Annotated in this window: 25 protein-coding genes; 8 read left to right on the top strand and 17 right to left on the bottom strand. The window is 64.7% G+C overall.

Annotated features, from left to right (window positions below):
• The first annotated feature begins 126 nt into the window (after positions 1-126).
• Positions 127-447 (top strand): MerR family transcriptional regulator, encoded by a 321-nt coding sequence (locus tag AB4Y73_RS14335; RefSeq protein WP_441872549.1) that lies wholly within the window; start codon positions 127-129, stop codon positions 445-447.
• 174 nt (positions 448-621) lie between these two features.
• Here the strand turns inward: AB4Y73_RS14335 and AB4Y73_RS14330 are convergent, their stop codons facing one another.
• Positions 622-1,419: a phosphatase PAP2 family protein gene (locus AB4Y73_RS14330; RefSeq protein WP_441872548.1), complete on the bottom strand. Its 798-nt coding sequence runs from the start codon at positions 1,417-1,419 to the stop codon at positions 622-624.
• 66 nt (positions 1,420-1,485) lie between these two features.
• On the opposite strand from AB4Y73_RS14330, the gene AB4Y73_RS14325 reads away from it, so the two are divergent.
• Positions 1,486-2,595: a DNA alkylation repair protein gene (locus tag AB4Y73_RS14325; RefSeq protein ID WP_441872547.1), complete on the top strand. Its 1,110-nt coding sequence runs from the start codon at positions 1,486-1,488 to the stop codon at positions 2,593-2,595.
• Between the two features lie 16 nt (positions 2,596-2,611).
• On the opposite strand, the gene AB4Y73_RS14320 is transcribed toward AB4Y73_RS14325, so the two are convergent.
• Entirely contained in the window at positions 2,612-3,526 is a 915-nt protein-coding gene (locus tag AB4Y73_RS14320) for an NYN domain-containing protein (protein WP_441872546.1), read from the bottom strand.
• A 141-nt stretch (positions 3,527-3,667) separates the two neighbouring features.
• Between AB4Y73_RS14320 and AB4Y73_RS14315 the strand changes: the two genes are divergently transcribed.
• A complete protein-coding gene (locus AB4Y73_RS14315; protein ID WP_441872545.1) occupies positions 3,668-4,492 on the top strand; it encodes an oxidoreductase in 825 nt (274 codons plus the stop codon).
• A gap of 30 nt (positions 4,493-4,522) precedes the next feature.
• Here AB4Y73_RS14315 and AB4Y73_RS14310 read toward each other — a convergent pair whose 3' ends face one another.
• From AB4Y73_RS14310 to AB4Y73_RS14285, 6 genes are all read right to left on the bottom strand, one after another.
• Entirely contained in the window at positions 4,523-5,509 is a 987-nt protein-coding gene (locus AB4Y73_RS14310; RefSeq protein WP_441872544.1) for a sugar kinase, read from the bottom strand.
• Positions 5,506-6,198, bottom strand: a complete 693-nt coding sequence (locus AB4Y73_RS14305) for a bifunctional 4-hydroxy-2-oxoglutarate aldolase/2-dehydro-3-deoxy-phosphogluconate aldolase (protein ID WP_441872543.1) — start codon at positions 6,196-6,198, stop codon at positions 5,506-5,508. Before AB4Y73_RS14305 ends, AB4Y73_RS14310 begins: the two co-directional genes overlap by 4 nt.
• Before the next feature lie 5 nt (positions 6,199-6,203).
• Positions 6,204-7,352, bottom strand: coding sequence for a galactonate dehydratase (dgoD, locus tag AB4Y73_RS14300; protein WP_441872542.1), 1,149 nt, complete (start codon positions 7,350-7,352; stop codon positions 6,204-6,206).
• Positions 7,353-7,358: 6 nt separating this feature from the next.
• A complete protein-coding gene (locus tag AB4Y73_RS14295) occupies positions 7,359-8,258 on the bottom strand; it encodes a carbohydrate ABC transporter permease (RefSeq protein WP_441872541.1) in 900 nt (299 codons plus the stop codon).
• Positions 8,255-9,196 (bottom strand): carbohydrate ABC transporter permease, encoded by a 942-nt coding sequence (locus tag AB4Y73_RS14290; RefSeq protein ID WP_441872540.1) that lies wholly within the window; start codon positions 9,194-9,196, stop codon positions 8,255-8,257. The genes AB4Y73_RS14295 and AB4Y73_RS14290 overlap by 4 nt, the downstream gene beginning before the upstream one ends.
• A 130-nt stretch (positions 9,197-9,326) precedes the next feature.
• Positions 9,327-10,619 carry an ABC transporter substrate-binding protein gene (locus AB4Y73_RS14285; protein WP_441872539.1) on the bottom strand — a complete coding sequence of 431 codons (1,293 nt, stop codon included), beginning with the start codon at positions 10,617-10,619 and terminating at the stop codon, positions 9,327-9,329.
• 136 nt (positions 10,620-10,755) lie between these two features.
• Here AB4Y73_RS14285 and AB4Y73_RS14280 point away from each other — a divergent pair, with 136 nt between their 5' ends.
• Positions 10,756-11,595 (top strand): FadR/GntR family transcriptional regulator, encoded by an 840-nt coding sequence (locus tag AB4Y73_RS14280; protein ID WP_441872538.1) that lies wholly within the window; start codon positions 10,756-10,758, stop codon positions 11,593-11,595.
• 8 nt (positions 11,596-11,603) lie between these two features.
• Here the strand turns inward: AB4Y73_RS14280 and AB4Y73_RS14275 are convergent, their stop codons facing one another.
• From AB4Y73_RS14275 to AB4Y73_RS14250, 6 genes are all read right to left on the bottom strand, one after another.
• Complete coding sequence (locus AB4Y73_RS14275) at positions 11,604-12,476, bottom strand: NAD-dependent epimerase/dehydratase family protein (RefSeq protein WP_441872537.1); 873 nt, start codon at positions 12,474-12,476, stop codon at positions 11,604-11,606.
• Positions 12,473-13,063: an adenylate kinase gene (locus AB4Y73_RS14270; protein WP_441872536.1), complete on the bottom strand. Its 591-nt coding sequence runs from the start codon at positions 13,061-13,063 to the stop codon at positions 12,473-12,475. Before AB4Y73_RS14270 ends, AB4Y73_RS14275 begins: the two co-directional genes overlap by 4 nt.
• A gap of 144 nt (positions 13,064-13,207) precedes the next feature.
• Complete coding sequence (locus AB4Y73_RS14265) at positions 13,208-14,434, bottom strand: hypothetical protein (RefSeq protein ID WP_441872535.1); 1,227 nt, start codon at positions 14,432-14,434, stop codon at positions 13,208-13,210.
• A complete protein-coding gene (locus tag AB4Y73_RS14260; RefSeq protein ID WP_441872534.1) occupies positions 14,431-14,937 on the bottom strand; it encodes a hypothetical protein in 507 nt (168 codons plus the stop codon). The genes AB4Y73_RS14265 and AB4Y73_RS14260 overlap by 4 nt, the downstream gene beginning before the upstream one ends.
• A gap of 1 nt (position 14,938) precedes the next feature.
• Positions 14,939-15,793: a COG1470 family protein gene (locus tag AB4Y73_RS14255; protein ID WP_441872533.1), complete on the bottom strand. Its 855-nt coding sequence runs from the start codon at positions 15,791-15,793 to the stop codon at positions 14,939-14,941.
• A 91-nt stretch (positions 15,794-15,884) separates the two neighbouring features.
• The gene (locus AB4Y73_RS14250) at positions 15,885-16,343 is read right to left on the bottom strand and encodes a hypothetical protein (protein ID WP_441872532.1); all 459 of its coding nucleotides are present in this window, start codon (positions 16,341-16,343) and stop codon (positions 15,885-15,887) included.
• Between the two features lie 429 nt (positions 16,344-16,772).
• On the opposite strand from AB4Y73_RS14250, the gene AB4Y73_RS14245 reads away from it, so the two are divergent.
• Entirely contained in the window at positions 16,773-17,516 is a 744-nt protein-coding gene (locus tag AB4Y73_RS14245) for an ANTAR domain-containing protein (RefSeq protein WP_441872620.1), read from the top strand.
• A 12-nt stretch (positions 17,517-17,528) separates the two neighbouring features.
• On the opposite strand, the gene AB4Y73_RS14240 is transcribed toward AB4Y73_RS14245, so the two are convergent.
• Entirely contained in the window at positions 17,529-18,071 is a 543-nt protein-coding gene (locus AB4Y73_RS14240; protein WP_441872531.1) for a DUF488 domain-containing protein, read from the bottom strand.
• Between the two features lie 61 nt (positions 18,072-18,132).
• Here AB4Y73_RS14240 and AB4Y73_RS14235 point away from each other — a divergent pair, with 61 nt between their 5' ends.
• Positions 18,133-18,552: a response regulator transcription factor gene (locus tag AB4Y73_RS14235; protein WP_441872530.1), complete on the top strand. Its 420-nt coding sequence runs from the start codon at positions 18,133-18,135 to the stop codon at positions 18,550-18,552.
• A gap of 43 nt (positions 18,553-18,595) precedes the next feature.
• Here AB4Y73_RS14235 and AB4Y73_RS14230 read toward each other — a convergent pair whose 3' ends face one another.
• Positions 18,596-19,345, bottom strand: a complete 750-nt coding sequence (locus AB4Y73_RS14230) for a lytic transglycosylase domain-containing protein (protein ID WP_441872529.1) — start codon at positions 19,343-19,345, stop codon at positions 18,596-18,598.
• Positions 19,346-19,639: 294 nt separating this feature from the next.
• Here AB4Y73_RS14230 and AB4Y73_RS14225 point away from each other — a divergent pair, with 294 nt between their 5' ends.
• Complete coding sequence (locus tag AB4Y73_RS14225) at positions 19,640-19,837, top strand: hypothetical protein (RefSeq protein ID WP_441872528.1); 198 nt, start codon at positions 19,640-19,642, stop codon at positions 19,835-19,837.
• Between the two features lie 107 nt (positions 19,838-19,944).
• Complete coding sequence (locus AB4Y73_RS14220) at positions 19,945-20,793, top strand: alpha/beta fold hydrolase (protein WP_441872527.1); 849 nt, start codon at positions 19,945-19,947, stop codon at positions 20,791-20,793.
• A gap of 4 nt (positions 20,794-20,797) precedes the next feature.
• Here AB4Y73_RS14220 and AB4Y73_RS14215 read toward each other — a convergent pair whose 3' ends face one another.
• Entirely contained in the window at positions 20,798-21,997 is a 1,200-nt protein-coding gene (locus AB4Y73_RS14215; protein WP_441872619.1) for an MFS transporter, read from the bottom strand.
• Positions 21,998-22,057: the final 60 nt, after the last annotated feature.

Here is a 22,057-nt window from a genome sequence, read left to right as displayed (position 1 = left end):
CAGCATCTTGGATGAATCTGCGCCATACCCACCGTTCAGATATCTCTGGTGATGGATATAGATTTTTTATAGCACCCGTGCGAAACTGAGGCAAGACATTTTCGACAGGATTTTTTGGGAGCAGAGATGAGTGAAGCGCCCTCCGGACGTGCACAGCAGCCCCAGGCCCGGCGGGCGGTCTATGCCATCTCCGTGGCCGCCCAACTGGCCGGAACAGGCCAGCAGAACATCCGCCTCTACGAGACCCGCGGACTCCTCACGCCCGCCCGCACGTCCGGCGGCACCCGCCAGTACAGTGACGCCGATATCGCCCTCCTCCTGCACATCGGAGAGTTGCTGGCACAGGGCCTCAACCTGGCCGGGGTCTCAAAGGTCCTGGAACTCGAGGCGGCCAACGCAAAATTGCACCGGGCCCTCAAACGCGCGCGATCGGCCACCAAGCAGTAGCGCTTGTTCGCGAACGGCCGGGCGCCGGGCTATTCCTCACGCTCCGCGGCCACCCGCCAGCCGGTACGATCAGGGTTCCCGCGAACCCCGCCGGCTGGCCCCAACTGCTGCGTTCAGTGACGCCGGGCAGTGTGAGGCATATGCGGCGGACATCCGCCTGGTTGGCCACAGGAGTTAGTCGCCCGGAGCGTCCGCTTTGGAAAGCTCGCCCGTGATCTTTTCGCCGGGGATCCGGGCGGTCCGCCAGGTGTCCAGCGCAATGTAGGCGCCCAGGATGACGAGCGAGAGGGACAGTGAAGCAAAGGCGTCGCTGAACCAGTGGTAGCCGAGGTAAAGCCTGCTCGCAATGGCCAGCACAATGCCAATTCCGGCCCCCACAAATCCCAGCACTGCGGACCGCAGGTTCTCTTTCCGCGAGAAGATCAGAAAGGTTCCAACCAGCAGGAAATCGCAAGCTCCCAGGACGTGGCCTGAAGGAAACGAGAACGTGTGGTCGGCACCAAAAAGCATCAGGTCCACCGGCGGGCGGGACCGCCTGATGATCTGCAGGATGATCTGGGAAACGATCACGCCGGTGAGCATGGCTGCTGCCAGGACTATGGGCCGCCAGGCGTGCTTCGCCGCGAACCCCCAAGCCACCGTGACCACGAGGACGATGATGGGCAACGCAATAGGACCGAAGATAATGGCGAGGAAGATCATCACGCCGGTGAGCGTCTCTGAACGGGTCCCGAGCAGCCACTCCCGGACCGGTTCGTCCGGTCCCCACGGTGCGGTGCCGCTTTGCACCACACCCACCAAGGCGATGATGAAAAGCAGGGTGCCCACCCCCATCAGGATCACCGCGGTGCGGTAAAGCGCCCTGCGCGCCCCGGGTTCCATGTAGCGTTCTTCCACCACGAACTTGTCATTGAATTTGCGCCACCAATGCGGGCCGTTCCCTGATTTTTCTGACCCTGCGTGCTCTGCCACGTCCGATTTCCGTCCCTGCGCTGTTGAATTTGCTTGAGAAGAAGACTATCCCGGTAGCCTGACCGGATGGGTGCGATGAACGAATTGATCAACCGCCGGAATGTCGAAGCGCTGGCTGGCATTCTGGGCAGCGCGGCACCTGGCACCCAGTGGGCCAACGTGGCCGTGGCAGCAACAACGCTCGACGAACTCAGTCTCCGCGGTAGGACCGACCAAGTCTGCGGTGCACTGCTGGCCGATTTCCGGCAGGTCCCGGGGAGCGGTTATTCGACGGCGGCCCGCACCTTCCGCGCCGCACTGGATGACCCGGGTTTTACGGGCTGGGTCCTGTGGCCGGCCTCCGAGGCGGCTGTGACTCTTGCACTCGAATCGCACAACGCAGCGGACTTCGCTGACTGCCTGGCGCTCCTCACCGAACTGACCCCTCGGCTCACCGGCGAGTTTGCCATCCGGCGACTGATCGCCAGGGATCCGGACACTGCCCTGCGGGCCATCCTCGGGTGGACCTCGCACCCCGATGAACACATCCGACGCCTCGCTTCCGAGGGCACCCGCGCCTACCTTCCGTGGGCGGTGCGGGTCCCTGCTCTGGTTCAACGGCCCGACGCGACACTTCCCATACTCAACGCTTTCTACCGCGACCCTTCCGAGTACGTTCGCAGGTCCGTTGCCAACCACCTCAACGACTTGGCCCGCCATTCGCCCGAGGCCGTGGTGGCGACGGCGGCCGGTTGGCTTGACGCCCCGGACACCAACACCGCCTGGGTGGTGAGGCACGGCCTCCGGACGCTGATCAAAAAGGGCCATCCGGGTGCACTGGCGCTCCAAGGGTTCGCGCCGGCGTCGGTGGCTGTCACGGCACTTCGGCTGGACCGGCAGGTAGTGGCCATGCCGGAGGATCTGGGCTTCGAATTCGAGATCTGCAACACCGGCACCGCGGACGCCCGGCTGGCGGTGGACTACGCGGTCCATTACCGCAAAGCAACCGGCACCCAGTCCGTGAAGATCTTCAAACTGATGGCGCTGACCCTTGCTGCCGGCGAAACCAGGACGCTGGCCAAACGCCACGCCCTCAAACCCATGACCACCCGGGTACACCACGACGGACTGCATGCCCTGGAGCTGCAGATCAACGGAGTCCGGCACGGCCATACGGAGTTCGAAGTCCGGACCTGACCATTGCCTCCAGGATCTAGGCGGAGCTGCTGGCCTTCCGAGCAGCGACGGCAGGCGCCACAGCAGTCTTGATCCCGCAGCATTCCTCGATAAAGCGGGTGAGGGTGGCATAGCCGAACGTCTTGTAGGTGATGTTGGGCCACCTTTTGCGCAGCAGCAGCCCCATACGCTGCGCACTGACCTGCCCGTTCACCCAGAGACTGGGGTCTTCTTTGATGAAGCCATGGACGCTTGCCTTGTAAAGCTTGAGTTCTGGGTGCTCCTGCGCGGCGGTTTTGGGAGCCGGGACCTTCTTGGCTGCCGGGGCCTTCTTGGCTGCCGGGGCTTTCTTCGCAGGCTGGGCATTCTTGGCTGCCGGGGATTTCTTCGCTGGCTGGACAGGGTTCCGGACAGGCACAGAGGCCGGTGGCTGCGGAACGTCGATGAGCAGAAAACGGTCGGCGACGGCTGGCAGCAGCTTATTGACCACGCCGGCAGCCGGCTGGGACGTGGTGGCCACGAAGGACCGCTTTCCCAAGGCATGGAGCCGCCGGATCAGCGGCACGAAGTCACCGTCTCCGCTGACAATGACGAACAGTTCGATCCACGGCATGTCCGCCGCTACTTCCAAGGCGTCCACCACCAGCTCGATGTCGGCGGCGTTCTTGGTGCTCTGGTCAAAGGAGAACACCTGGACAGGTTTGATGTTGCAGGCCAGCAGTTGGCTCTTGTACCCGGCCATGTCCGGCCGGGACCAGTTGGCGTAAGCCCGGGCAACGGCTGTCTGCCCGCCCAGGCCGCTTCGGGCCACTTCCGCTTCGATGTCACGGACAATTTGGGCGAGTGGCACTGTGGCAACGTTCTTGGCGTACCCGCCAAAAAGGTTTTCCATGTCCAGGAAGATCGCAACATTGCGCTTCTGCTCCACAAGCACTGAACCGTCCTCCCCCATGCGAATAGTAAAACAGAGCCTATCCGCCGCCGGACGCGGCACGGGTCAACGCCACCAACAGGCACTCCCGCAGAAGGGAAATGTGCGGTTGGCTAGTGGAGAACCTTCGTCCGTAACGTCACTCCCGAAAGGAAACAAATCATGGCTACCTGGCTCATCACGGGGTGCTCGACCGGACTCGGCCGCGCACTTGCCCAAGCCGTGCTCGCGCACGGCCACAACGCCGTCGTCACTGCCCGCGACGTCACCACGGTGGAAGACATCACGGCGGACCACCCGGACAAAGCACTGGCACTACCTCTCGATGTCACCGATCGGGCGCAGATCACCTCGGCAGTGGAGCAGGCCAAGGCCCGTTTCGGCGGGATCGACGTCCTGGTCAACAACGCCGGCTACGGCTACCGCGCCGCGGTTGAAGAAGCGGACGACGCCGACATCCGGCAATTGTTCGACACGAACGTTTTCGGCACGGTGGACATGATCAAGGCGGTCCTGCCGGACATGCGTGCGCAAAGGTCCGGGTCCATCGTGAACATCTCCTCCATCGGAGCCCGCATCAAAGCGGCCGGTTCCGGATACTACTCCGCAACCAAAGCGGCTGTGGAGGGCCTGTCCGGTTCCCTGCACAAGGAACTGCAGCCACTCGGGATCAACGTCACCGTTGTTGAGCCCGGCGCGTTCCGAACTGACTTTGCCGGCCGCTCCCTCACCCAGTCGGCGAAGCCGATCGAGGACTACGCAGAGACGGCCGGCAAACGCCGCAAGGAAAACGACACCATGCACGGTACCCAGCCGGGCGACCCTGCCAAAGCCGCGGCAGCAATTCTGGCGGTGGCCGAGAGCCCGAATCCGCCGGCGTTGCTGGTTCTCGGCAAGGACGCCTTCGGCGCGTTCACCGCCGTGGCGGAGTATGAACGCGCCGAACTGGAGGGTTGGCGGAACCTCAGCCTCAGCACGGACATCTGAAGCGAGCCCGCCTCGCACCCGGCCAAGCTGTCAGCGGACGGTGGCACCGCTCTGGGTGGCCGCGAGCAACTCCAGCTCGTCCCGGCCTGGCAGGCCCTCCCAGTCTCCGGCGGTGCTGACGGCAAAAGCCCCCATCACCGTGCCGCGCGTCAGGCGCGCGGGTACGTCCCCGCCGTCGAGCAGTGCGGAAAGGTAGCCGGCGGTGAACGCATCGCCGGCGCCAACGGTGTCGATGCTGGTCACAGCCACGGCGGCCGCCTCGAACCGTCCGGAGTCGGTGTGGACGCCCGCTCCGGCGGCGCCCCGCTTGACCACCACTTCGGTGACCCCGCGGCCCAGGAGTTCTTCGGCAAGGGCGGTCTCGGCGTCGGAGTTGGCTCCGCCCAGCGTGTTTACGCCCGAGGCGGCGGATGCCACAAGGTCAAGTTCGTCGTCGGACGCTATCAGGATGTTGGCGTGCCGGGCGATGGGGGCGAGCACGGCGCGTGCCTCGTCCCGGGTCCAGAGCCTGCTGCGGTAGTTCACGTCGAGGGAGACCAGCACGCCCTCCGCCGCGGCGCGCTCCGCAGCGTACTCGAACGCCGCCCTGGCTTCTGGGCTCAGGGCAGCGGTGATTCCGGTCAGGTGCAGGATGCGCGGGCCGGCGTTCAGGGCACGGTGAACGTCGTCCCGGCTGATGGTGGAACCTGCGGAACCGGCGCGGTAGTAGTACGCCCGGGTTAAGTCGGCGGTCCTCTGCTCGAGGAACATCACGCCCGTGCTCCGGGCTTTGTCCAGCCGGTGCTGCACCTGGATTCCTTCGGACCGCAATTGCCGCAGGATGTATTCACCGTGCGGATCCGCGCCCACAACACCGGCCCAGCTGACGCTGTGCCCCAGCCGCGCAACCCCCACGGCCACATTCGATTCCGCCCCGGCCACGTGCATGCCCAGGCTGCCGCCGGCGCGGAGCGGGCCGGCCGAGCGCAGGGAGACCATGGACTCGCCGAAGGTTAGAAGGTCGACGGCGGCGCTCACCGCACGCCCGCTGCGGCTGCGCCCGAGGCGGATCGCCGGTTGAAGGCCTCCGCCAGGTCCACAAAGGCCCGGGCCCGCTCCCGCATGGGAGCGAGGTCTCCGCCGGAGCCGGCGTTTCCGAACAGCGGGCCGCCGAGTCCGACGGCGATCGCTCCGGTTTCCCAGTAGCCCGTGGCTTCGTCGAGGCCCACTCCGCCCACCGGGATGAAGGGGATCCCGGGAAAGGGGTCGCGCAGTGCCTTGAGGTAGCCGGGGCCGCCGATGGACGCCGGGAAAAGTTTGACTGCCGTGGCGCCACGGTTCATGGCCTCGTACGCCTCGCTGGGCGTCAGGGCGCCGGCCAGGACGGGAATCCCCTGCCGGGCGGACTCGGCGATTGATGCCGCCAGGGCCGGCGTCACCATAAACTGGCCGCCGGCCTCGGCCACGTTGTCCACGTCCTGCACGGTCAGCACGGTTCCCCCGCCGACGTAGCAGCCCGCCGGTGCCGCGGCGCGGACCTCGCGGATCGCCTCGAGGGCGTCCGGCGTGGTCAGCGCGATTTCGACGAACCGGAAGCCTTCCTCCATGGCAGCGAGGGCCGCCTTCGCGGCGGCCCCGCCGTCAGTGCCCCGGACGATCGCCACGAGCCGGGCCTCTTTGATTCCGGCCAGTAGGCCCTCGGGCGTAACTCCGCTGCCGTCAGTCATTGTGTTCACCATTCTGCGAAGGCTCCGTCCGCGTGGCGCCAGACCGGGCCGCGCCAGGCGTGGCCCCGCTTGTCCGCGGCACGGACCACCGCTTCGTCGATTTCGATGCCGAGTCCGGGGCCTGTCAGCCGTTCAATGTGGCCGTCCACGAACTTCAGCGGGGTTTTGTCCACCACATAGTCCAGGACTTCGGCGCCCTGGTTGTAGTGGATGCCGATGCTCTGTTCCTGGATCAGGAAGTTGGGTGTCGCGAAGCCAACCTGCAGGCACGCCGCGAGGGCAAGCGGGCCAAGCGGGCAGTGCGGAGCCAGCTGAACGTCGTAGATTTCCGCCAGCGAGGCGATCTTGCGGACCTCGGTGATGCCGCCGGCGTGGGAGAGGTCCGGTTGGGCCACGGCGATGCCGGCCTGCAGTGCCGGCAGGAATTCCTGCCGGCTGTAGAGCCGCTCACCGGTGGAAACCGGCGTGGTGGTGGACGAGGTGAATTCGCGCAGCAGGTGCGTGTTCTCCGGAACCACCGGCTCTTCGAGGAAGAACGGCCGGTACGGTTCCAGCAGCGGCGCCACGCGCCGGGCGTTGGCCAGGCTGAAGCGGCCGTGGAAGTCCACGGCCACGTCGCGGTGCTCCCCCAGCACTTCGCGGGCCGCGGCCACACGGCGGATGACGCCGTCGATCTCTGCCACCGAGGCGACCGGGCTCATCCGGCCGCTGGCGTTCATCTTGACGGCGGTGAGACCCACGTCCAGCTGGGCGCTGATCTGGTCCGCCACCTCGTTGGGCTCGTCGCCGCCCACCCAGCCGTACATCCGGATCCGGTCGCGGACGTGGCCGCCCAGGAGCTGGTGCACCGGGGTGTTGAAGTGCTTGCCCGCGATGTCCCACAGGGCCTGGTCCAGCCCGGAAACCGCGCTGGCCAGGATGGGGCCGCCCCGGTAGAAGGAGCCCTTGGTCATGACCTGCCAGTGGTCCTCGATCCGGAGGGCATCGTTGCCGATCAGCAGCTCCGAGAGCTGTTCGACGGCGGTGCGCACCGTTTCGCTGCGCCCCTCGCAGGTTGCCTCGCCCCAGCCGACGATGCCGCTGTCCGTCTCGATCCGGACAAACAACCACCGTGGCGCGACCAGGAAGGTTTCGATTCTGCTGATGATGGTCATCTTGCCCTAGCCTTTAGTGGCGCCGGCGGTCATGCCGGACACGATGTATTTCTGCGTGAAGAGCGCAATGATCATGATGGGGATGGTCACCACGGTGGCGGCCGCCATGAGCCCGCCCCAGTCAATGCTGGCGTAGGAGACGAAGTCGAAGATGGCAACGGGCAGGGTCTTCGTTTTCGACCCGGACAGCACCAGGGCGAACATGAAGTTGTTCCACGAGAAGATGAAGCTCAGGATGCCTGCGGTGGCCATGCCGGCCACGGACAGCGGCAGCGTGATGCGGCGGAATGCACCGATGGGCGTGAGGCCGTCCACCTGGGCCGATTCCTCCAGCTCCAGCGGGAGGGAATCGAAGTAGCTCATCATGATGTACACGATCAGCGGCAGCGCCACGAACATGTGGCTGAGGATCAGCACCTCGAAGCCGCCCACCATTTTCAGGTTGGAGAACACGTAGTACCAGGGCACCAGCAGCGAGACGCCGGGGATGACACGGGCCATCAGGACCACGAGGGCTGAACGGTGCATGGTGAACCGGCTCATGGCGTACGCGGCCGGGACGCCCAGCACCAGCGAGAGGGCGGTGGAGACGAACGCCACCCAGAAGCTGTTGAAGATGAAGACGAAGTAGTTGTTGCGCTGCAGGACGTTCGCGTAGTTCTCGCCGGTGGGGGTGAAGACGACCGATTTGGCGGTGTCGTAGATGTCCACGTTGGTCTTGAAGGAGGCCAGCAGCATCCAGATCAGGGGCGCGATCAGGAACAGGACCACGGCGATCAGGGCTACGACGCGGAAAACCTTGTAGGCACGGGTCCCGAGGGGTTTCCTGGGGCGGCGGAGCGGCTGCGGGTGACCGGGGGCGGCAGGGTTCAGGGTGTTTCCTGTGTCTTTGTTCAGGACGGTCATTTGCTTACCGCTTTCTTGCGCATGGTCAGCAGCCACATGGAGCCGATGATGATCATGAAGAACAGGATCAGCACCGCGGAGGACAGGCCGTACTGGTTGTAGTCGAAGCTCAGGCCGTAGGCGTAGACGTTCAGGGTCTCCACCTCGTGGAAGGAGCCGCCGCCCTTGCCCTTGGTGGCGTACAGGATGTCGAAGGTCTTCAGGGCGTCGATGCCCCGGAGCAGGATGGCCACGATCACCGTGGGCATCATGAGGGGAAGGGTGATGTAGAAGAAGCGCTGGAAGGCGTTGGCGCCGTCCATCCGGGCCGCCTCATCGGGCTCTTCGGAGAGGGACGTCAGGCCGGCCAGCAGGATGAGGACCACCATGGGCGTCCATTGCCACACGTCCATAAAGATGGTGGTGCCGAGCGCGGTGTCCTGGCCTGACAGCCAGGGCTGGGCGGGAATCCCCACAGCGGCGAGCAACTGGTTCGCGAAACCGATGTTGGGGTCGAAGATCAGCCGCCACATCATGCCCACGGCCACCGGGGTTGCCACGAGCGGCAGCAGGATAGCCACGCGCACCCACTTTTCGCCGCGGAACGGGCGCCAGAGCAGCAGCGCGATGCCCATGCCCAGGGCCACTTCGCAGACCAGGGCAATGCCCGTGAAGGTCAGGGTGCGGCCCACCGCGGGCCAGAAGCGTTCGACGTCGGAGAGGACAGTCATGTAGTTTCCCAGGCCAATGAACTCGGTGGCTGCCCGGACGGAGCCCTGCGAATCGGTGAGGCTCAGGTACAGGGTCCAGGCCAGCGGGAAGACGATCAGGATGCCGACGAAGGCCATCGCCGGGGCGGCGAAAAGCCATTTGCGGTGCGCGTTCGCCCAGTCGGAGAATTTTTCGCGGCCGTTAGGGGCACGGCCTGGATTCCGGGCTGCGCTGCGGGGAGAAGTCATTACAGACATGGTTCACCTAAGGAGTTGGGGGGTGAATGCGGCCGGGGCGGGAGGGCAGCGTCGCTGCCGTCCCGCCCCGGCTGGGTGGTGCACCGGGATGGCGGGTGCCGCCCTCGGTGCACAGAGTGCGCTATTTCTTTTCGCTGTCCAGGAACTTCTGGAAGGCCTCGTGGGCCGAGTTAGCCGCAGCTGCGGCGTCGGCACCGGTGATGCTGGCAACGATCGGCTCGCCGACGATTTCGCGTGCCTTGCCTACGGTGACGACGTCAGGACGGTCGTGGCCGACGCCGTTCTTGGCGCTGACTGCAATGGCTTCTGCGAGGTCCTTCGGGTACGTGGACGTGCCTTCCGGGTTGGCCCAGACGGAGGCGCGGGGTCCGGGGACGCCCGCCTTCTGTGCGGCCAATGTCCGTTCCTTGCTCGTGGCCCACTGGATGAACTTCCAGGCGTTGTCCTGGTTACCCGAAGCCTGGTTCACGGCGAGGCCCCATGACGGGATGTTGTACGGCTTGGAACCGGCGGGGCCGGCGGGCAGGGCAGCGAACCCAACAGTGTCGGCAACCTTGGACTTGGCCGGGTCCGTGGCGTTCTTGTAGAGCGAGTCAGCCTCGGTGTAGAAGGCGGCTTTGCCCTGCGTGAAGATTGCCATTGCCTCGGGCCAGCTCATATCCGTGCTGACGTTGGCCGGGCCGTAGTTCTTGATCAGGCCGCCGTAGAAGGCGTAGGCCTTCTTGGCAGCGTCCGAGTTGATGCTGGATTTGCCGCTGGAATCGGTGAAATCGCCACCGAAGCTGTAGAGGAAGCTGGAGAACTGGGTGACGGCCGCGGACTTGCCGGTGCGGGCCACAAAGCCGGCGGTGTCCGGGTTGGCTGCCTTGATTTTCTTGGCAGCGGCTTCCAGCTCTTCCATGGTCTTGGGGACGGCGATGCCGGCGGCCTGCAGCAGGTCCTTGCGGTAGTACAGGACCTCACGCTCAGTGATGATGGGGACACCCACCACCTTGCCGTCAACGGTGGTGGCCTTGACCGGGCCCTCCTGGTAGTCCTTCCAGTCCCAGTTGGAATCCGAGGAAACCTTGGACGTCAGGTCCGCGAGGTAGCCGTTCTTTGCAAACGCCTTGCCCTCCTGGAGCGGACGGTACATCATCACGTCGATCTCGTCGCTGCCGGCGTTGAGCTTGACGTTGTACTGGTCCGAGAGTTGGTCCTCACCGAGTTGGGTCAGCTCGACCTTGAGGCCGCTGGACTTCTCAAATTCGGGGATGGCCGCCTTGATGCCTTCGGTCCAGACGTGGTTGGCCAGCGTCACCCGCACCGTTCCCGAACTTTTGGCGTCGCTGCTGCCACTGCCGCCGCAGGCTGTCAGCCCCAGCGAGAGCGCGGCCGCCACTGCCGCGTACTTCACTACTGAACGTCGCTTCATAACGACTCCTTGCTTTTTAGGGCTGACGTCACTGTCCAGCCACATACAAATGCCTCTTTACATCTGCTCTGGGGACGATCATAAGTAAATAAGGCAGACTTAAACAACCCCTTTCGGAAACCAGTATGATTTATTCATGAACCCAAAGGCGGTATCCCCTACAGACCGGCATGCTGCGTTAGTGCAGAGCTTGGGACTGGCGATCGCAGACGGGCGCCTTGCAGCGAACTCGATCGTGCGCCTGGACGAGCTGGAGGCCCAGCACAGCGTGTCCCGCTCGGTGGTCCGGGAAGCTACCCGGGTTCTATCGTCCAAAGGCATGCTGGCTTCGCGGCGCCGGTTTGGCACCGTGGTTCAGCCCGAAGAAGCCTGGAACCTCTATGACCCGCAGGTGATCCGCTGGCGGCTTGCCTCATCCCGTCGCCTGGAGCAGCTCCAGTCCCTGAACGAGCTCCGCGGCGCCATTGAACCGCAGGCAGCACGGCTCGCCGCCGAGCGCGCCTCCTGGGACGCCGGCAGCGAGCTTGTTTCCCTCGCAGCGCGGCTGTGGGCCGCCGGCCAGCGCGGAGACCAGGAGGAATTCCTCCGGCTTGATGTGGAGTTCCATGCCGCGGTACTCAAGGCTTCAGGCAACGCCATGTTCTCCCAGCTCCAGAACCTCGTGGCCGAGGTCCTGACGGGCAGGGTGGAACATGGTCTCATGCCGCAGCTGCCACAGCACGAAGCACTGCAGCTGCACGTCGATGTGGCCAGCGCCATCCAGCGGGGCGAGGCCGCTGCCGCGCATGCAGCCATGAGCAGGATTGTGGAGCAGTTCGCCGAAGAGGTGGGGCACATCTGGTCCGAGCACCACCCGGACGCCGCACAGGACTCCTCCGGCAGTACCCATCCCGGCAGGCGGGAGAGCCCGACGACGCCCCCCAGCGGCCGCCGTCGGACTCCCGCTCCCGGCGGAACGGTCAGCCCGAACCTTTAGTGGGCTGCTTAGTCCTCCGTGGGTGTGTGGCGGTTTGAGTGGTAGGAACGCCAGGAATGTTCGGGTTCGAATCCGAGCAGCCGCCTGGCCTTGTCGATGGACAGCAGCGTCTCGTGTTCGCCCAGGTCCTTGGTCACCCGGACATTGGGGAACACCTCCGCGGCGAGGCTGGCGCTGGAGCGGGACATCACGGTGTCTGAGTTCGCCACGATGAACGCTTCGAATCCCGGCTTTCCGTGTTCAAGGGCCCGGGCTACCGCCTGCGCGCCGTCGCGTCCGTCGATGTAGCCCCACAGATTCCACTTGCGGGCGGTGGCGTCTTCGTCGAACTGCGGGAACCGTTCGTAGTCCTCCGCGTCCATCACGTTGGAAAACCGCAGCCCCGTGATGCTCAGCGCCGGGTCCCAGCGCGTCAGCTGAATGGCCATCTGCTCCTCAAGGTGCTTGACCAGGGAGTAAGTGCTTTCAGGCCGGGCCGGGTATTCCTCATCCACCGGGATGTAGGGAGGGTCGACGTCGAACGGCAGTCCCAGCACCGTCTCGCTCGAGGCGTAGACCACCTTTTTGATGCCGGCCCGCCGCGCCGCCTGGAAGACGTTGTAGGTGGACAGCATGTTGTTCTCGAAAGTGGCTGCGTCCGGGATGATGCCCGGCGCCGGGATTGCCGCCAGGTGGACGACGGCGTCGAACCCGTTGTGCCTGTCGTCCAGGCCCAGCAAGACATCCAGGACCTGGCCATAGTTGCGAAGGTCCACGATGGCCAGGCCCGGGTTCCTTTCACCTGCCCGGTCCAGGTTGAGGACCTGGTGGCCGTCATCGTTGAGCCTGCGGACCACATGCCGCCCGAGTTTTCCGCTTCCGCCGGTTACTGCAATTTTCATAGTGCGACTCCTGCTGCAAGGAACTTTTCGACGGCGGCGATGGCCCGTTTGGTGATTTCGCCCGGGTCACCGCTGCCGTCCACCGAGACCACCATGCCACGGCCGGCGTAAACGGCCACCACTTCATGGGTTTCGCGGTGGTAAAGGTCCAGCCGGCGCCGGAAGACCTCCACCGTGTCATCCTTGCGTCCCTGTTCCTTGGCCCGCTGGATCATCCGCCGTTCGAGTTCGGAATCCGGGGCGCGGAGCTCAACAACAGCGTCGAGGCGGTGGCCGAGCGAGGAGAGCATGTTGTCCAGTTCCATCACTTGGGGCGCGGTGCGGGGGTACCCGTCCAGCAGGAACCCGGGCAGCACATCGGTATCACCGAGACGGTCCCTGACCAATGCGTTGGTGAGATGGTCGGGCACAAAAGCGCCGTCGTCGAGGTACTTTGCGGCTTCCTGGCCCAGCGGCGTTTCGTCGCTGACATTGGTCCTGAAGATTTCGCCGGTGGATACCGCAGGGATGCTGAAATGCCTGGCGATATGTACCGCCTGGGTGCCTTTGCCGGAGCCTGGCGGCCCGATGATGAGCAGTCTGGTCATAACCTGTCCCTCCGCGGCGGTCTGGCCGGCTGGTTTCGGTTTTACCGCCGGCAGCGCCAGCGTGAGCTACATTCTGCCCGCAAGTGGCCGCACAACGCCAGCCTCCGGTGAGGACTCCGGAAGGCTGGCGTTGGACTGTGGCGGTTAGAACCGGGATGCTGCCGCCGGAGCCACGCCCACGGCCTGGTTGCCGGCTATGTCTGTAACACCGGGGGTAGGTGCCACAACGGGGAAGGACTCTGCCACATTTGAGTTGGAGGCGACGTTTCGGGTGCCCAGGGTGATCTTTAGGGTTTGCGTCGCGTTGTCCCACACGATCTTGGACGGGGTGCCGTTGCCAGTGTTCCCCTTGAAGACGAGTGATCCGTAGTTAGTGCCAAGGGTCACTGGACCAAGGTTGACTGTACAGCCGGCCGAGCCGCTGGTGGTGACCGTAAGGGTGTTCGAACTGATGGTCACTGTCACCGCATTGCCACCAGCTATCTCCGGAGGCTGCACGCCGTTGGTCCACGCGCTGCAGATGGTGTTGCTGTTGATGTCTCCGGAGTACTTGATGCTGAGTGAGTCGCCCGTCTCCGCCGTACCTGCTGTGTTCGTTGCGAGGTTGGAAAGGGTGACCGTCGCCGTCGGCGCCACCGTGTCTTTGGTTGCCGTAGCCGCAGCCGAGGGATCACTACTGCTCCCCACCGCATTCTTGGCGACGGCTGTATAAGTGATGAGGCCATCGCTGAGCCCTGAGAGGTCAAAGTTGCTGACTGCCCATTTTCCAGAGCTATCTGTGAGTGCGGGTTGAGAGTCTTTCTTCAGTCCTTGGGCATCCGTGGCTGTCACCGTCACCGATGACACGCCAGCCGCAGCAGTGCCGCTGACCGGGGCATTGGCTTTGTTGCCGATGTTGACTGTCCCTGTAGCTGAGATCGTAGGCGCGTTCGGCTTAGTCGTATCAGCAATGACGACTCCCCCGCTCCGCGCAGACTCCGGACCTGCCCAGAAGCCGAGTTTTGGCGTGACTGTGTAGTACCAGGTCCCGGATGGTAAAGCAGCTTCGGTGCAGCTGGTCGCTGTGACGATGCCCCCGCACCCGCCGCCAGCGGCAACCATGGTGCCGCCGGTCGCAGACGAGTAGCGGGAAACGGTGTAGCCGGAGACCGCCCGGCCTCCCGCCGTCGTGCCTGGTGCCCAACTGACCGCCGCCGCACCTGCGGAAGCGGATGCCGTGGGCACGCCCATGGTCGCGATGGCATCTGCCCTGGCAGTACCTGGGTTGCTGCCGAGGGTCTGCCAGTAAGCGCTGGCAGCGGGACCTCCGCACGATATGGCGAGGGCTGCTGCGGCGGCGACCGCAATACGGGTCCGGGTGATGCGGCTCATTTCCGTGCCTCCAAGGTGACAGGCAGGCTGAAGGTGGCTCCCTGGCAGCCCGACGACGACGCCGTGGACATGGCGGCAGCGTTCGGCAGCGTGATTAGGATGGACGAGTTCGCCGGAATGCTGAGCGCCGGCGCGAGCGGGACCGCCGGATCAACGAACGTGACGCCGGTGGTGGTGCAGCCAGGGTGGTTCGCATCGGCCGAGGGAGCGCCGTTGCCACGGATGGCGTAGACCTGAACCGGAAAGCTGTTGGGGTTGAGCGCCCGGACGGCAACGTCGGCGGTGCCGCCCGGGACAAGGGTGTTCTGTGGGCTGTCGCCTGCAACCAAAGCTTCCACGCTGACCGTGGCCATGGTGCCGCTCGTGGCGGTGCCGGAACCGGCGCCCACCGTGGCCCAGTAGGCGTAAGCACCGCCAACTCCAGTGACCAGGCAAAGGGTGATAGTTGCTGCCGCAGTCTTGGCAGCCAGCCGTCGTGACGTCTTCCTGTGCTTAGGTGTCATGTCAGCTTCCCTGCCCTGCTCCGGAGTAGGCGAACTGGAGCGTGGCGCCCTTGCAGCCGTCCTGGTTTTTGGTGGTGTCCAGCATGGCGATTTGGGGCCACAGCGCCGGAGCGATGCCAATCGATTGGAGCGAGCTGGAGCCCGCGGGAACGTTGAGGGGATACTGGCCCGAATAGTTCGTCACCACGTAGTCTGCCGTCGTGCAGGGCAGCCCCGCGGCCACCGCAGCAGGCGTCCTGTTGATGGCAGCGATCGAGACGGACAGGCTGTTCAAAGCCAGGCCCTTATTGTTTGGATTCGCTATTGCTAGATTCAGCGGGACAGTTGACCCCGGCGTGAGTTGGGTGCCGAGGTTTCCGGAAATGCTGAATGTCTTGTTGGACGATTGGACCTGCAGTTGAACCACGACGGCGGTGGGCTGGCTGACGCCGGCCGTGGCCGGAACAGTGCCCCCAATACTGAGGTCCGCCTTGCCGTCAGGGGTGGTGGCGGACGTGCTTACCGTGAGCGTGACGGTGGCGGTCTTGCCGGAAGCGAGCGTCACCGACGTCGGTGCGAAGGCCGCCGTCGTACTTGCCGGCAGGCCTGCAATTGTCGGAGTGATGCTGCCGCTGAACCCATTGTTGGAGGTCAGCGACATCGCATAGGTGACTGAATCGCCCTGGTCAACTGACCTGCTGGCGGGATTCACCTGGATGGTGACGCCCTTAGTTTTGTCGCCTTGGCTCCCGCCCTGGCTGGCCGCGAAGATGGTTCCCGCCGAAACGAGCATCACCACAAGACCCACCAGCAGCACCTTCGCCGCGGTGGTGGTTCTTCGCATGATTGTGCGGAAGTACCCGGATTCGTTCTGCACGTTCAGCCTTTCTGGTGTGGTTCTGAGTTAGCGGGAGGAGGTGGAGTTCGCCGGCGGGAAGACTCTGACACCTTCCCGCCGGCGAATTCTGTTAGACGCTGCCGACGGTGATGGTGACTATTGCGCCCTTGCACGGGCTCTGGTCGACCGTTGCACTGTCGTTGAACGTCAGTACTCCGCTACCAACGGAGGTGCCAGTGGAGTTCTTTGCCACCGTAGTGCTGCTTGTGTTGGCAGTAACGCTGAACCACGCAGGGAGGCACTCGGCAACGTTGGTTGACACAGTAGCGGTCAAGGCCCCGACCTTGGTGCTCGTATTCAGGTCGGCGTTGTCTGCCGTATAGCCCACGGTGCGGAAATCTCCCGGCGTGAGCCCGCCGGTGAAGTTGGCATGCAGCGTGACCGTTCCGCCGCCCGCGGAGTTTGTCGCTTTGCCTTCACCTGCACCGGTCGTGGTCCAGTAGGCGTAGGCAGCACCGCCGCCGCCGGCTACCAGGGCGAGTGCTCCGGCGGCTGCCAGGACCTTGTTCTTCTTCGTCATTTTGCGCATGGCTGAGACTCCTTTGGCTGGGGGTGTAAACGATGAGTGAGACGCACAGCCATTGGAATCCACTAAGGGAACTTGCTTCCGGCTGATCGTTGACGCCCATACTTCCCGGGGCGGGTACCTCTGGACAACGCGTAGCGGTACTGGATTTTGCGCTCCTTCAGGGAAGGTACTTCTTGGATTGGGGCAGAAGTACTCAGATTTGATGGGTGCCGCCGGGGGCCAAAACCAAGTAGTCCGCGGCGCCCGGGCATACCCTCCAGGCGTGACGGGTGCAGTGGCCAGAGCTGTATATAATTCTGGTTGTCGGTTTAGCAGTAGGCCGTTGGACAGTTCGTCGATCCAGCGATCTCTGCCATCCTCAAGCCGTGACGGCAGGATGTGCGGCGTAATTGCGGGTCGTCTTGACCTGAGTGAATGGCACCGAGAACCTTGGCCGGCGAGTCGACAGCAAATACAGCTCCTTCAATTACTGATCATCTACATGAGGAACTTCTCAACAGCTCCGACGTTGAGGATTTCCTCGCTGAACTCGCGCGCGTATCAGCGCGCAACCTGTGCGAGCCCCGCGACGAAGTGCTGTGCTGCGTCACGCTTCTGCGCCAGCGCAAAGCCGCCACCGTGGCCAGCAGCGGGGACCCGGCCCAGGTGGTCAGCCAGATCGAATACGAGTCAAGCGACAGCCCGGGCATAACCGCCTCCGAGGGGCATATGACGGTCCACATCCCCGATCTGGAGCAAGAGGACCGCTGGCCCGAATACGTCCAAGCAGTGCTGGGCCACGGCATTCGGTCAGTCCTGGCCATTCCCTTCCAACTGGAGGGGGAAACCAAAGCCACCCTGCTCCTGTACTCCCACCGGACCGGCCGCTTTGAGGGCCGCATCCTCGAAACCGCCGAGGACTTTGTCCGCCAAACGTCCCTGGCCCTGCGGCTGGCCGTGCGGTTCGCCCATTACAGCGAGACCGCCGCCCACCTGCGCGCCACCCTTGAGAGCCGTACTGTCATCGATATGGCCGTGGGCATCATCATGGCCCAGAACAGGTGCAGCCAGCAGGAGGCCTTCGGTCTCCTCAAGGCCGCCTCGAGCACCCGTAATTCCAAGCTGCACGCCGTGGCCGCGGCCGTGGTTCACGCCCTGGGACATGGGCCGGCGGAGACCCACTACGACGAGTAGACGACGGCGGCGCTACGTCCCGGCGTCGTAAACCAGTTCGGTCCCGTTGACCCGCACACCGGACGTGGGCTGGTGGCGCGCCAGTTTCCCTCCGGGCATCAGGTGCAGCACGTCCACGTGGTCGAGCAACACTGCGTGGTCCGAGATCAGCCGGCGATGGCACCGCCACCATACGGTCTCGCTGCACATGATGGCCACCGCCTGTTCTGCTGCCTGGGCCAGCAGCTCGTCAAGAGCCAGCGAAAATTCAGGCGACCGCATGTAGGCCGCGTAGGCCCGGAACGAATCGTTGCGCATCGTCACGTCCGGGGAATCCGCCGGAAGCTTGCGGAATCCGCCCAGCCTCTTCTCCCAGCGGTAGGACACCCCGGCCGCTGGCAGCCACTGCGCAAGCAGGTCCTTGCCGAAATGGGGAAACTTGCGGCTGCCGGGGGCGATGCGGACATCAACCAGGGATTGGACTCCAGCGGTGGCCAGCAGTGCAGTGAAGTCCTCCTGGCTGGAAGTTCCGTGGCCCACGGTCAGCAGCTGCGGGTGTTGCGCGGAAGATGTCATAGTAGCGATTCTCCCCCGACGCAGCCCGTACACTGGTGGGAAGCTGGCTCTAGGGGCTTTTATGGAAACTCAACACGTCTGCCTCGTCATCGAGGACGACGCCGATATCCGCGGGCTGATCACCGTCATACTGACCCGTGCGGGCTTTGCCGTACGCGAAGTTGCCACCGGCGCCGAGGGCATCGCAGCCGCAGCGGACCCCGGCATTTCCCTCATCACCCTGGATCTTGGCCTCCCGGACATGGACGGCCACGTGGTTGCCCGCGCAATCCGCGCCCTGAACACCGCTCCCCTGCTGTTCCTGACCGCCCGGTCCGAAGAGGACGACATCCTGGCCGGCATGGCCTCGGGGGCTGCCGATTACCTGACCAAGCCCTTCCACCCCAGGGAACTGCGGGAGGTGGCACTGCGGCTCTGCCCCGTTCCTGCCGCCAGCGAGGACGGCACCAGCCAGGACCCGGCTTCCTGCCAGCCTCTCTAGACACTGCACGCCGAACATCTGGGTGGTCACTGGCCTTGCGGTCTTATCCGGTGGAACCCGTCTTCGCGGCGTACGAAATGGCCTGGCGGCGCACCTGATCCACATAGGAATCGGACTGGTTGTAGGAGTAGATGGCCTCAGTCCAGCCGCTCGCCGTGGTGAGGTCACGGCCTTTGGCGCATAAATAACCGGCTGCGCTGAGGGCGGCATCGTCGATATTGAACGGATCCGCTATTCCGTCACCGTTCCCGTCGCGTCCCGCAAGCTTCCAGGTGGAGGGTATGAACTGCAGGGGCCCGACGGCGCGGTCCCAGCGGGCGTCGCCGTCCAGCGCGCCGTCGTCCGTATCGGCGATGGCGGCAAATCCGTTGCCGTCCAGGCTCGGGCCAACAATCGGTCCGCTCGCCTGCCCTGCGGGAGTCAGGCTCCCGCCGCCGAAAGCTCCGTGAGCGGATTCGACGAAACCAATGGCCGCCACGGTGTTCCACCCGATGCCGCACCCCGGGGTGGAATGGTTGGCCGCACCGGCCGCCGCTACATAGGCGCGGAGGGCACGGGCGGGAATACCGGTCTGCGAGGCAGCTTGGATGACCCACTGGGCGTCGGCGTTCCTGGTCACATTCACGGCGGAGGTAATCCCGGCGGCGAGCGTCTCGAATTTCGCCTCCGCCCGTGGTGGCGGAAGAGCCCCGCGGGCGTCCGCGCCGGATTGCCGGAGTGCCCAGAATGAGAACGCCGTGATGACGCAGGTCGCGAACACGCAGAAAACCGCAAGGCGTTTGAGTCGGAGCACGGGGTTGATCCTATCGAGTCCGAGCCCGCCAGGAGGAACGACGGGTGCCGGACGCCCACCCCCGACTCCCGGGGGCCGGGGGTGGACGCCCCCGACCCCCAACCCCTTCGGACGCTCTCTCACTTAATGCGGGTTTTTGATTGACGCTCTCTCATTTTCCTCAAGAAAGTGATAGAGCGATTGGGAATTTCCTGCATTAAGTGAGAGAGCGTCCGGGGTGGGGCGGTGCTGTATCGATTTCGGTTAACGGCGCATACTTGAACGCACAGGCGGGCACGGCCATGGGAGGACACCATGAAGTTTCTCGGAGCACTGATTGTCATCTGGCTGATCGTCGGAGGAATCGCCGCCTGGCAGCGCGGTTACTTCGGGGGTGCGCCCGGAACCTGCGCCCAGGCGGGCACGGTGGCAGTGACCATCGTTGCGGGTCCGCTGAACTACATGGGCGTCAACCCCAAGATTGAGTGCGAACTACCCCAACCCTCCCAGTAGCCCCGTCCTTGGAGCCGCGCCGGGCGTTCCCTAGAGTAGGGAATGCCGGGCGCGGCTTTGCGTGTTCCGCCCCGAACCTGATTCCGAACCGTCGAAAGGACCGCCTGATGGCCTACGTAACCGTTGGAACCGAGAACAGCACCGACATTGAGCTTTACTACGAGGACCACGGGAGCGGACAGCCGGTGGTTCTGATCCACGGCTACCCCCTGGACGGCGCCTCCTGGGAGAAGCAGACCACCGCACTCCTGAAGGCCGGTTTCCGGGTCATCACCTACGACCGCCGGGGTTTCGGCAAATCCAGCAAGCCCACCGAAGGTTTCGACTACGACACCTTCGCCGCCGACCTTGATACCCTCCTAACCACCCTGGACCTGAACGATGCCGTGCTGGTGGGCTTCTCCATGGGTACGGGCGAAGTGGCCCGATACATCAGCACCTACGGATCGGCCCGCGTTGCCGGCGCAGCCTTCCTGGGATCCCTTGAACCGTTCATGCTCAAGACCGACGACAATCCCGACGGCGTTCCGCAGGACGTTTTTGACGGACTCACCGAAGCCGTCACCGCCGACCCGTACGCGTTCCTGAGGGAGTTCTTCAAGAACTTCTACAACACCGACACGTTCCTGGGCACCCCCCGCCTCAGCCAGGAAGCAGTGGATGCCAGCTGGAATGTCGCATCCGCCGCAGGGGCCACCGCCCTGGTCGCAGCGCAGCCCACCTGGCTGACCGATTTCCGCGCAGACATCCCCAAGATCGACGTGCCGGCCCTGATTGTGCACGGCACGGCGGACAACATCCTGCCCATCGACGTGAGCGGCCGCCGGTTCACCAAGATGCTGCCCAGCGCCGACTATGTGGAGATCGACGGCGCCCCGCACGGCATGCTGTGGACCCACGCCGTGGAGGTCAACGAAGCCCTGCTCGCCTTCCTGAAAAATAAAGCGCTCGGCTAAGCGCTCAGCCCGCCACGATGTGGTCCGCCCTGCGCATTCGCACTGCAACGAGGACGCCGGACGCTGCCGTCAGGGCGGCGACGGCGCCCACTGCAGCAGGAATGCCGTAGGCATCAGCGATGATTCCGGAGAGTAGTGCGCCGACGGCGAACCCGCCATCGCGCCATAGCCGGTAGATGCCCACGGAGCGAGCCCGCCAGTGGGGGTGCGCCACGTCGCCGATCGCCGCCAGCAGGGTGGGGTAAACCATGGCGGTGCCGGCGCCGAGCAGGATGACCGCTGCGAGCCAGATTCCGAAGTCTTCGCCGACGGCCACCATGGCCAGCGCTGCGGCCTGGACGATCATGCCGACGACGATCAATGGCTTGCGGCCGATCCGGTCGGAGAGCGCACCAGTGATCAACTGCCCGGCGCCCCATACGGCCGGATAGGCGGCGGCGAGGATTCCAATGCGTTCAAGGCTGAGCCCTGCAGTGGCGAACAGGACCGGGAACAGGCCCCAAGCCAGCCCGTCGTTAAGGTTGTTCACCATGCCGGCCTGGCTGACGGAGGACAGTGAACGGTCGCGGAAGCTGGTCAGGGTGAAGACCTCACGACTGCTCAGGCCGGCGTGGGTTCCGGTGTGAACCGGGACATGGCTGGCAGCCTCCGCCCGGGCATGCTGATGTGTCTCGCGGACGGTCAGCACTGACAGTCCAAGTCCCAGGGCGATGAACGCTGCTCCCAGCAGAAACGGGCCTGGGCGGAGCCCGTAGGCGGAAGCGATGTAACCGGTCGCCAGCGCCGTGCCGGCCACGCCGAGGTAGCCCGCGGCCTCGTTCAGGCCCATGGCCAGGCCGCGGCGTTTGGGCCCCACGAGGTCCATCTTCATCATGACGGTGGTGGACCAGGTCAGGCCTTGGCTGATGCCGAGGACCACGTTGGCTGCAACGATCCAGCCCCAGGACGGCCCGAAGATCAGCAGGAACGGGACCGGGAGGGCCACCAGCCAGCCTGTGACCAGGACGGGTTTGCGGCCGTAGCGGTCCGAAAGGGTGCCGGCGAAGTAGTTGGTGGCTGCTTTCGCCACGCCGAACGCCAGGATATACGTCAGGGCGCTGGTGTAGAGGTCGAGCTGAAAGACCTGCCCGGCCAGCAGGGGCAGCACCGTGCGTTCCTGGCCCAGGGTGCCGCCCACCAGGGCGTTGACGGCAACCAGCAACATGAACTGGGCGAGGTTCTGCCGCAGGCCGAGTAAGGCTGCGCCTGAATCGGCAGTCCCGGA

It is taken from the genome of Pseudarthrobacter sp. TAF60_1, assembly GCF_052113505.1.
In the GTDB taxonomy this organism is placed as follows: domain Bacteria; phylum Actinomycetota; class Actinomycetes; order Actinomycetales; family Micrococcaceae; genus Arthrobacter.
The sequence above is the reverse complement of the archived record's forward strand: the minus strand, read 5'-3'. Positions and strand labels throughout refer to the sequence as shown.

Bases quoted from the DNA above. Each gene is read 5' to 3' on its own strand.
- AB4Y73_RS14335 (WP_441872549.1), top strand. From the start codon at position 127: ATGAGTGAAGCGCCCTCCGGACGTGCACAGCAGCCCCAGGCCCGGCGG.
- AB4Y73_RS14325 (WP_441872547.1), top strand. From the start codon at position 1,486: ATGGGTGCGATGAACGAATTGATCAACCGCCGGAATGTCGAAGCGCTG.
- AB4Y73_RS14320 (WP_441872546.1), bottom strand. From the start codon at position 3,526: ATGGGGGAGGACGGTTCAGTGCTTGTGGAGCAGAAGCGCAATGTTGCG.
- AB4Y73_RS14315 (WP_441872545.1), top strand. From the start codon at position 3,668: ATGGCTACCTGGCTCATCACGGGGTGCTCGACCGGACTCGGCCGCGCA.
- AB4Y73_RS14305 (WP_441872543.1), bottom strand. From the start codon at position 6,198: ATGACTGACGGCAGCGGAGTTACGCCCGAGGGCCTACTGGCCGGAATC.
- dgoD (WP_441872542.1), bottom strand. From the start codon at position 7,352: ATGACCATCATCAGCAGAATCGAAACCTTCCTGGTCGCGCCACGGTGG.
- AB4Y73_RS14295 (WP_441872541.1), bottom strand. From the start codon at position 8,258: ATGACCGTCCTGAACAAAGACACAGGAAACACCCTGAACCCTGCCGCC.
- AB4Y73_RS14290 (WP_441872540.1), bottom strand. From the start codon at position 9,196: ATGACTTCTCCCCGCAGCGCAGCCCGGAATCCAGGCCGTGCCCCTAAC.
- AB4Y73_RS14285 (WP_441872539.1), bottom strand. From the start codon at position 10,619: ATGAAGCGACGTTCAGTAGTGAAGTACGCGGCAGTGGCGGCCGCGCTC.
- AB4Y73_RS14280 (WP_441872538.1), top strand. From the start codon at position 10,756: ATGAACCCAAAGGCGGTATCCCCTACAGACCGGCATGCTGCGTTAGTG.
- AB4Y73_RS14275 (WP_441872537.1), bottom strand. From the start codon at position 12,476: ATGAAAATTGCAGTAACCGGCGGAAGCGGAAAACTCGGGCGGCATGTG.
- AB4Y73_RS14270 (WP_441872536.1), bottom strand. From the start codon at position 13,063: ATGACCAGACTGCTCATCATCGGGCCGCCAGGCTCCGGCAAAGGCACC.
- AB4Y73_RS14265 (WP_441872535.1), bottom strand. From the start codon at position 14,434: ATGAGCCGCATCACCCGGACCCGTATTGCGGTCGCCGCCGCAGCAGCC.
- AB4Y73_RS14260 (WP_441872534.1), bottom strand. From the start codon at position 14,937: ATGACACCTAAGCACAGGAAGACGTCACGACGGCTGGCTGCCAAGACT.
- AB4Y73_RS14250 (WP_441872532.1), bottom strand. From the start codon at position 16,343: ATGCGCAAAATGACGAAGAAGAACAAGGTCCTGGCAGCCGCCGGAGCA.
- AB4Y73_RS14240 (WP_441872531.1), bottom strand. From the start codon at position 18,071: ATGACATCTTCCGCGCAACACCCGCAGCTGCTGACCGTGGGCCACGGA.
- AB4Y73_RS14235 (WP_441872530.1), top strand. From the start codon at position 18,133: ATGGAAACTCAACACGTCTGCCTCGTCATCGAGGACGACGCCGATATC.
- AB4Y73_RS14225 (WP_441872528.1), top strand. From the start codon at position 19,640: ATGAAGTTTCTCGGAGCACTGATTGTCATCTGGCTGATCGTCGGAGGA.
- AB4Y73_RS14220 (WP_441872527.1), top strand. From the start codon at position 19,945: ATGGCCTACGTAACCGTTGGAACCGAGAACAGCACCGACATTGAGCTT.
- AB4Y73_RS14215 (WP_441872619.1), bottom strand. From the start codon at position 21,997: ATGTTGCTGGTTGCCGTCAACGCCCTGGTGGGCGGCACCCTGGGCCAG.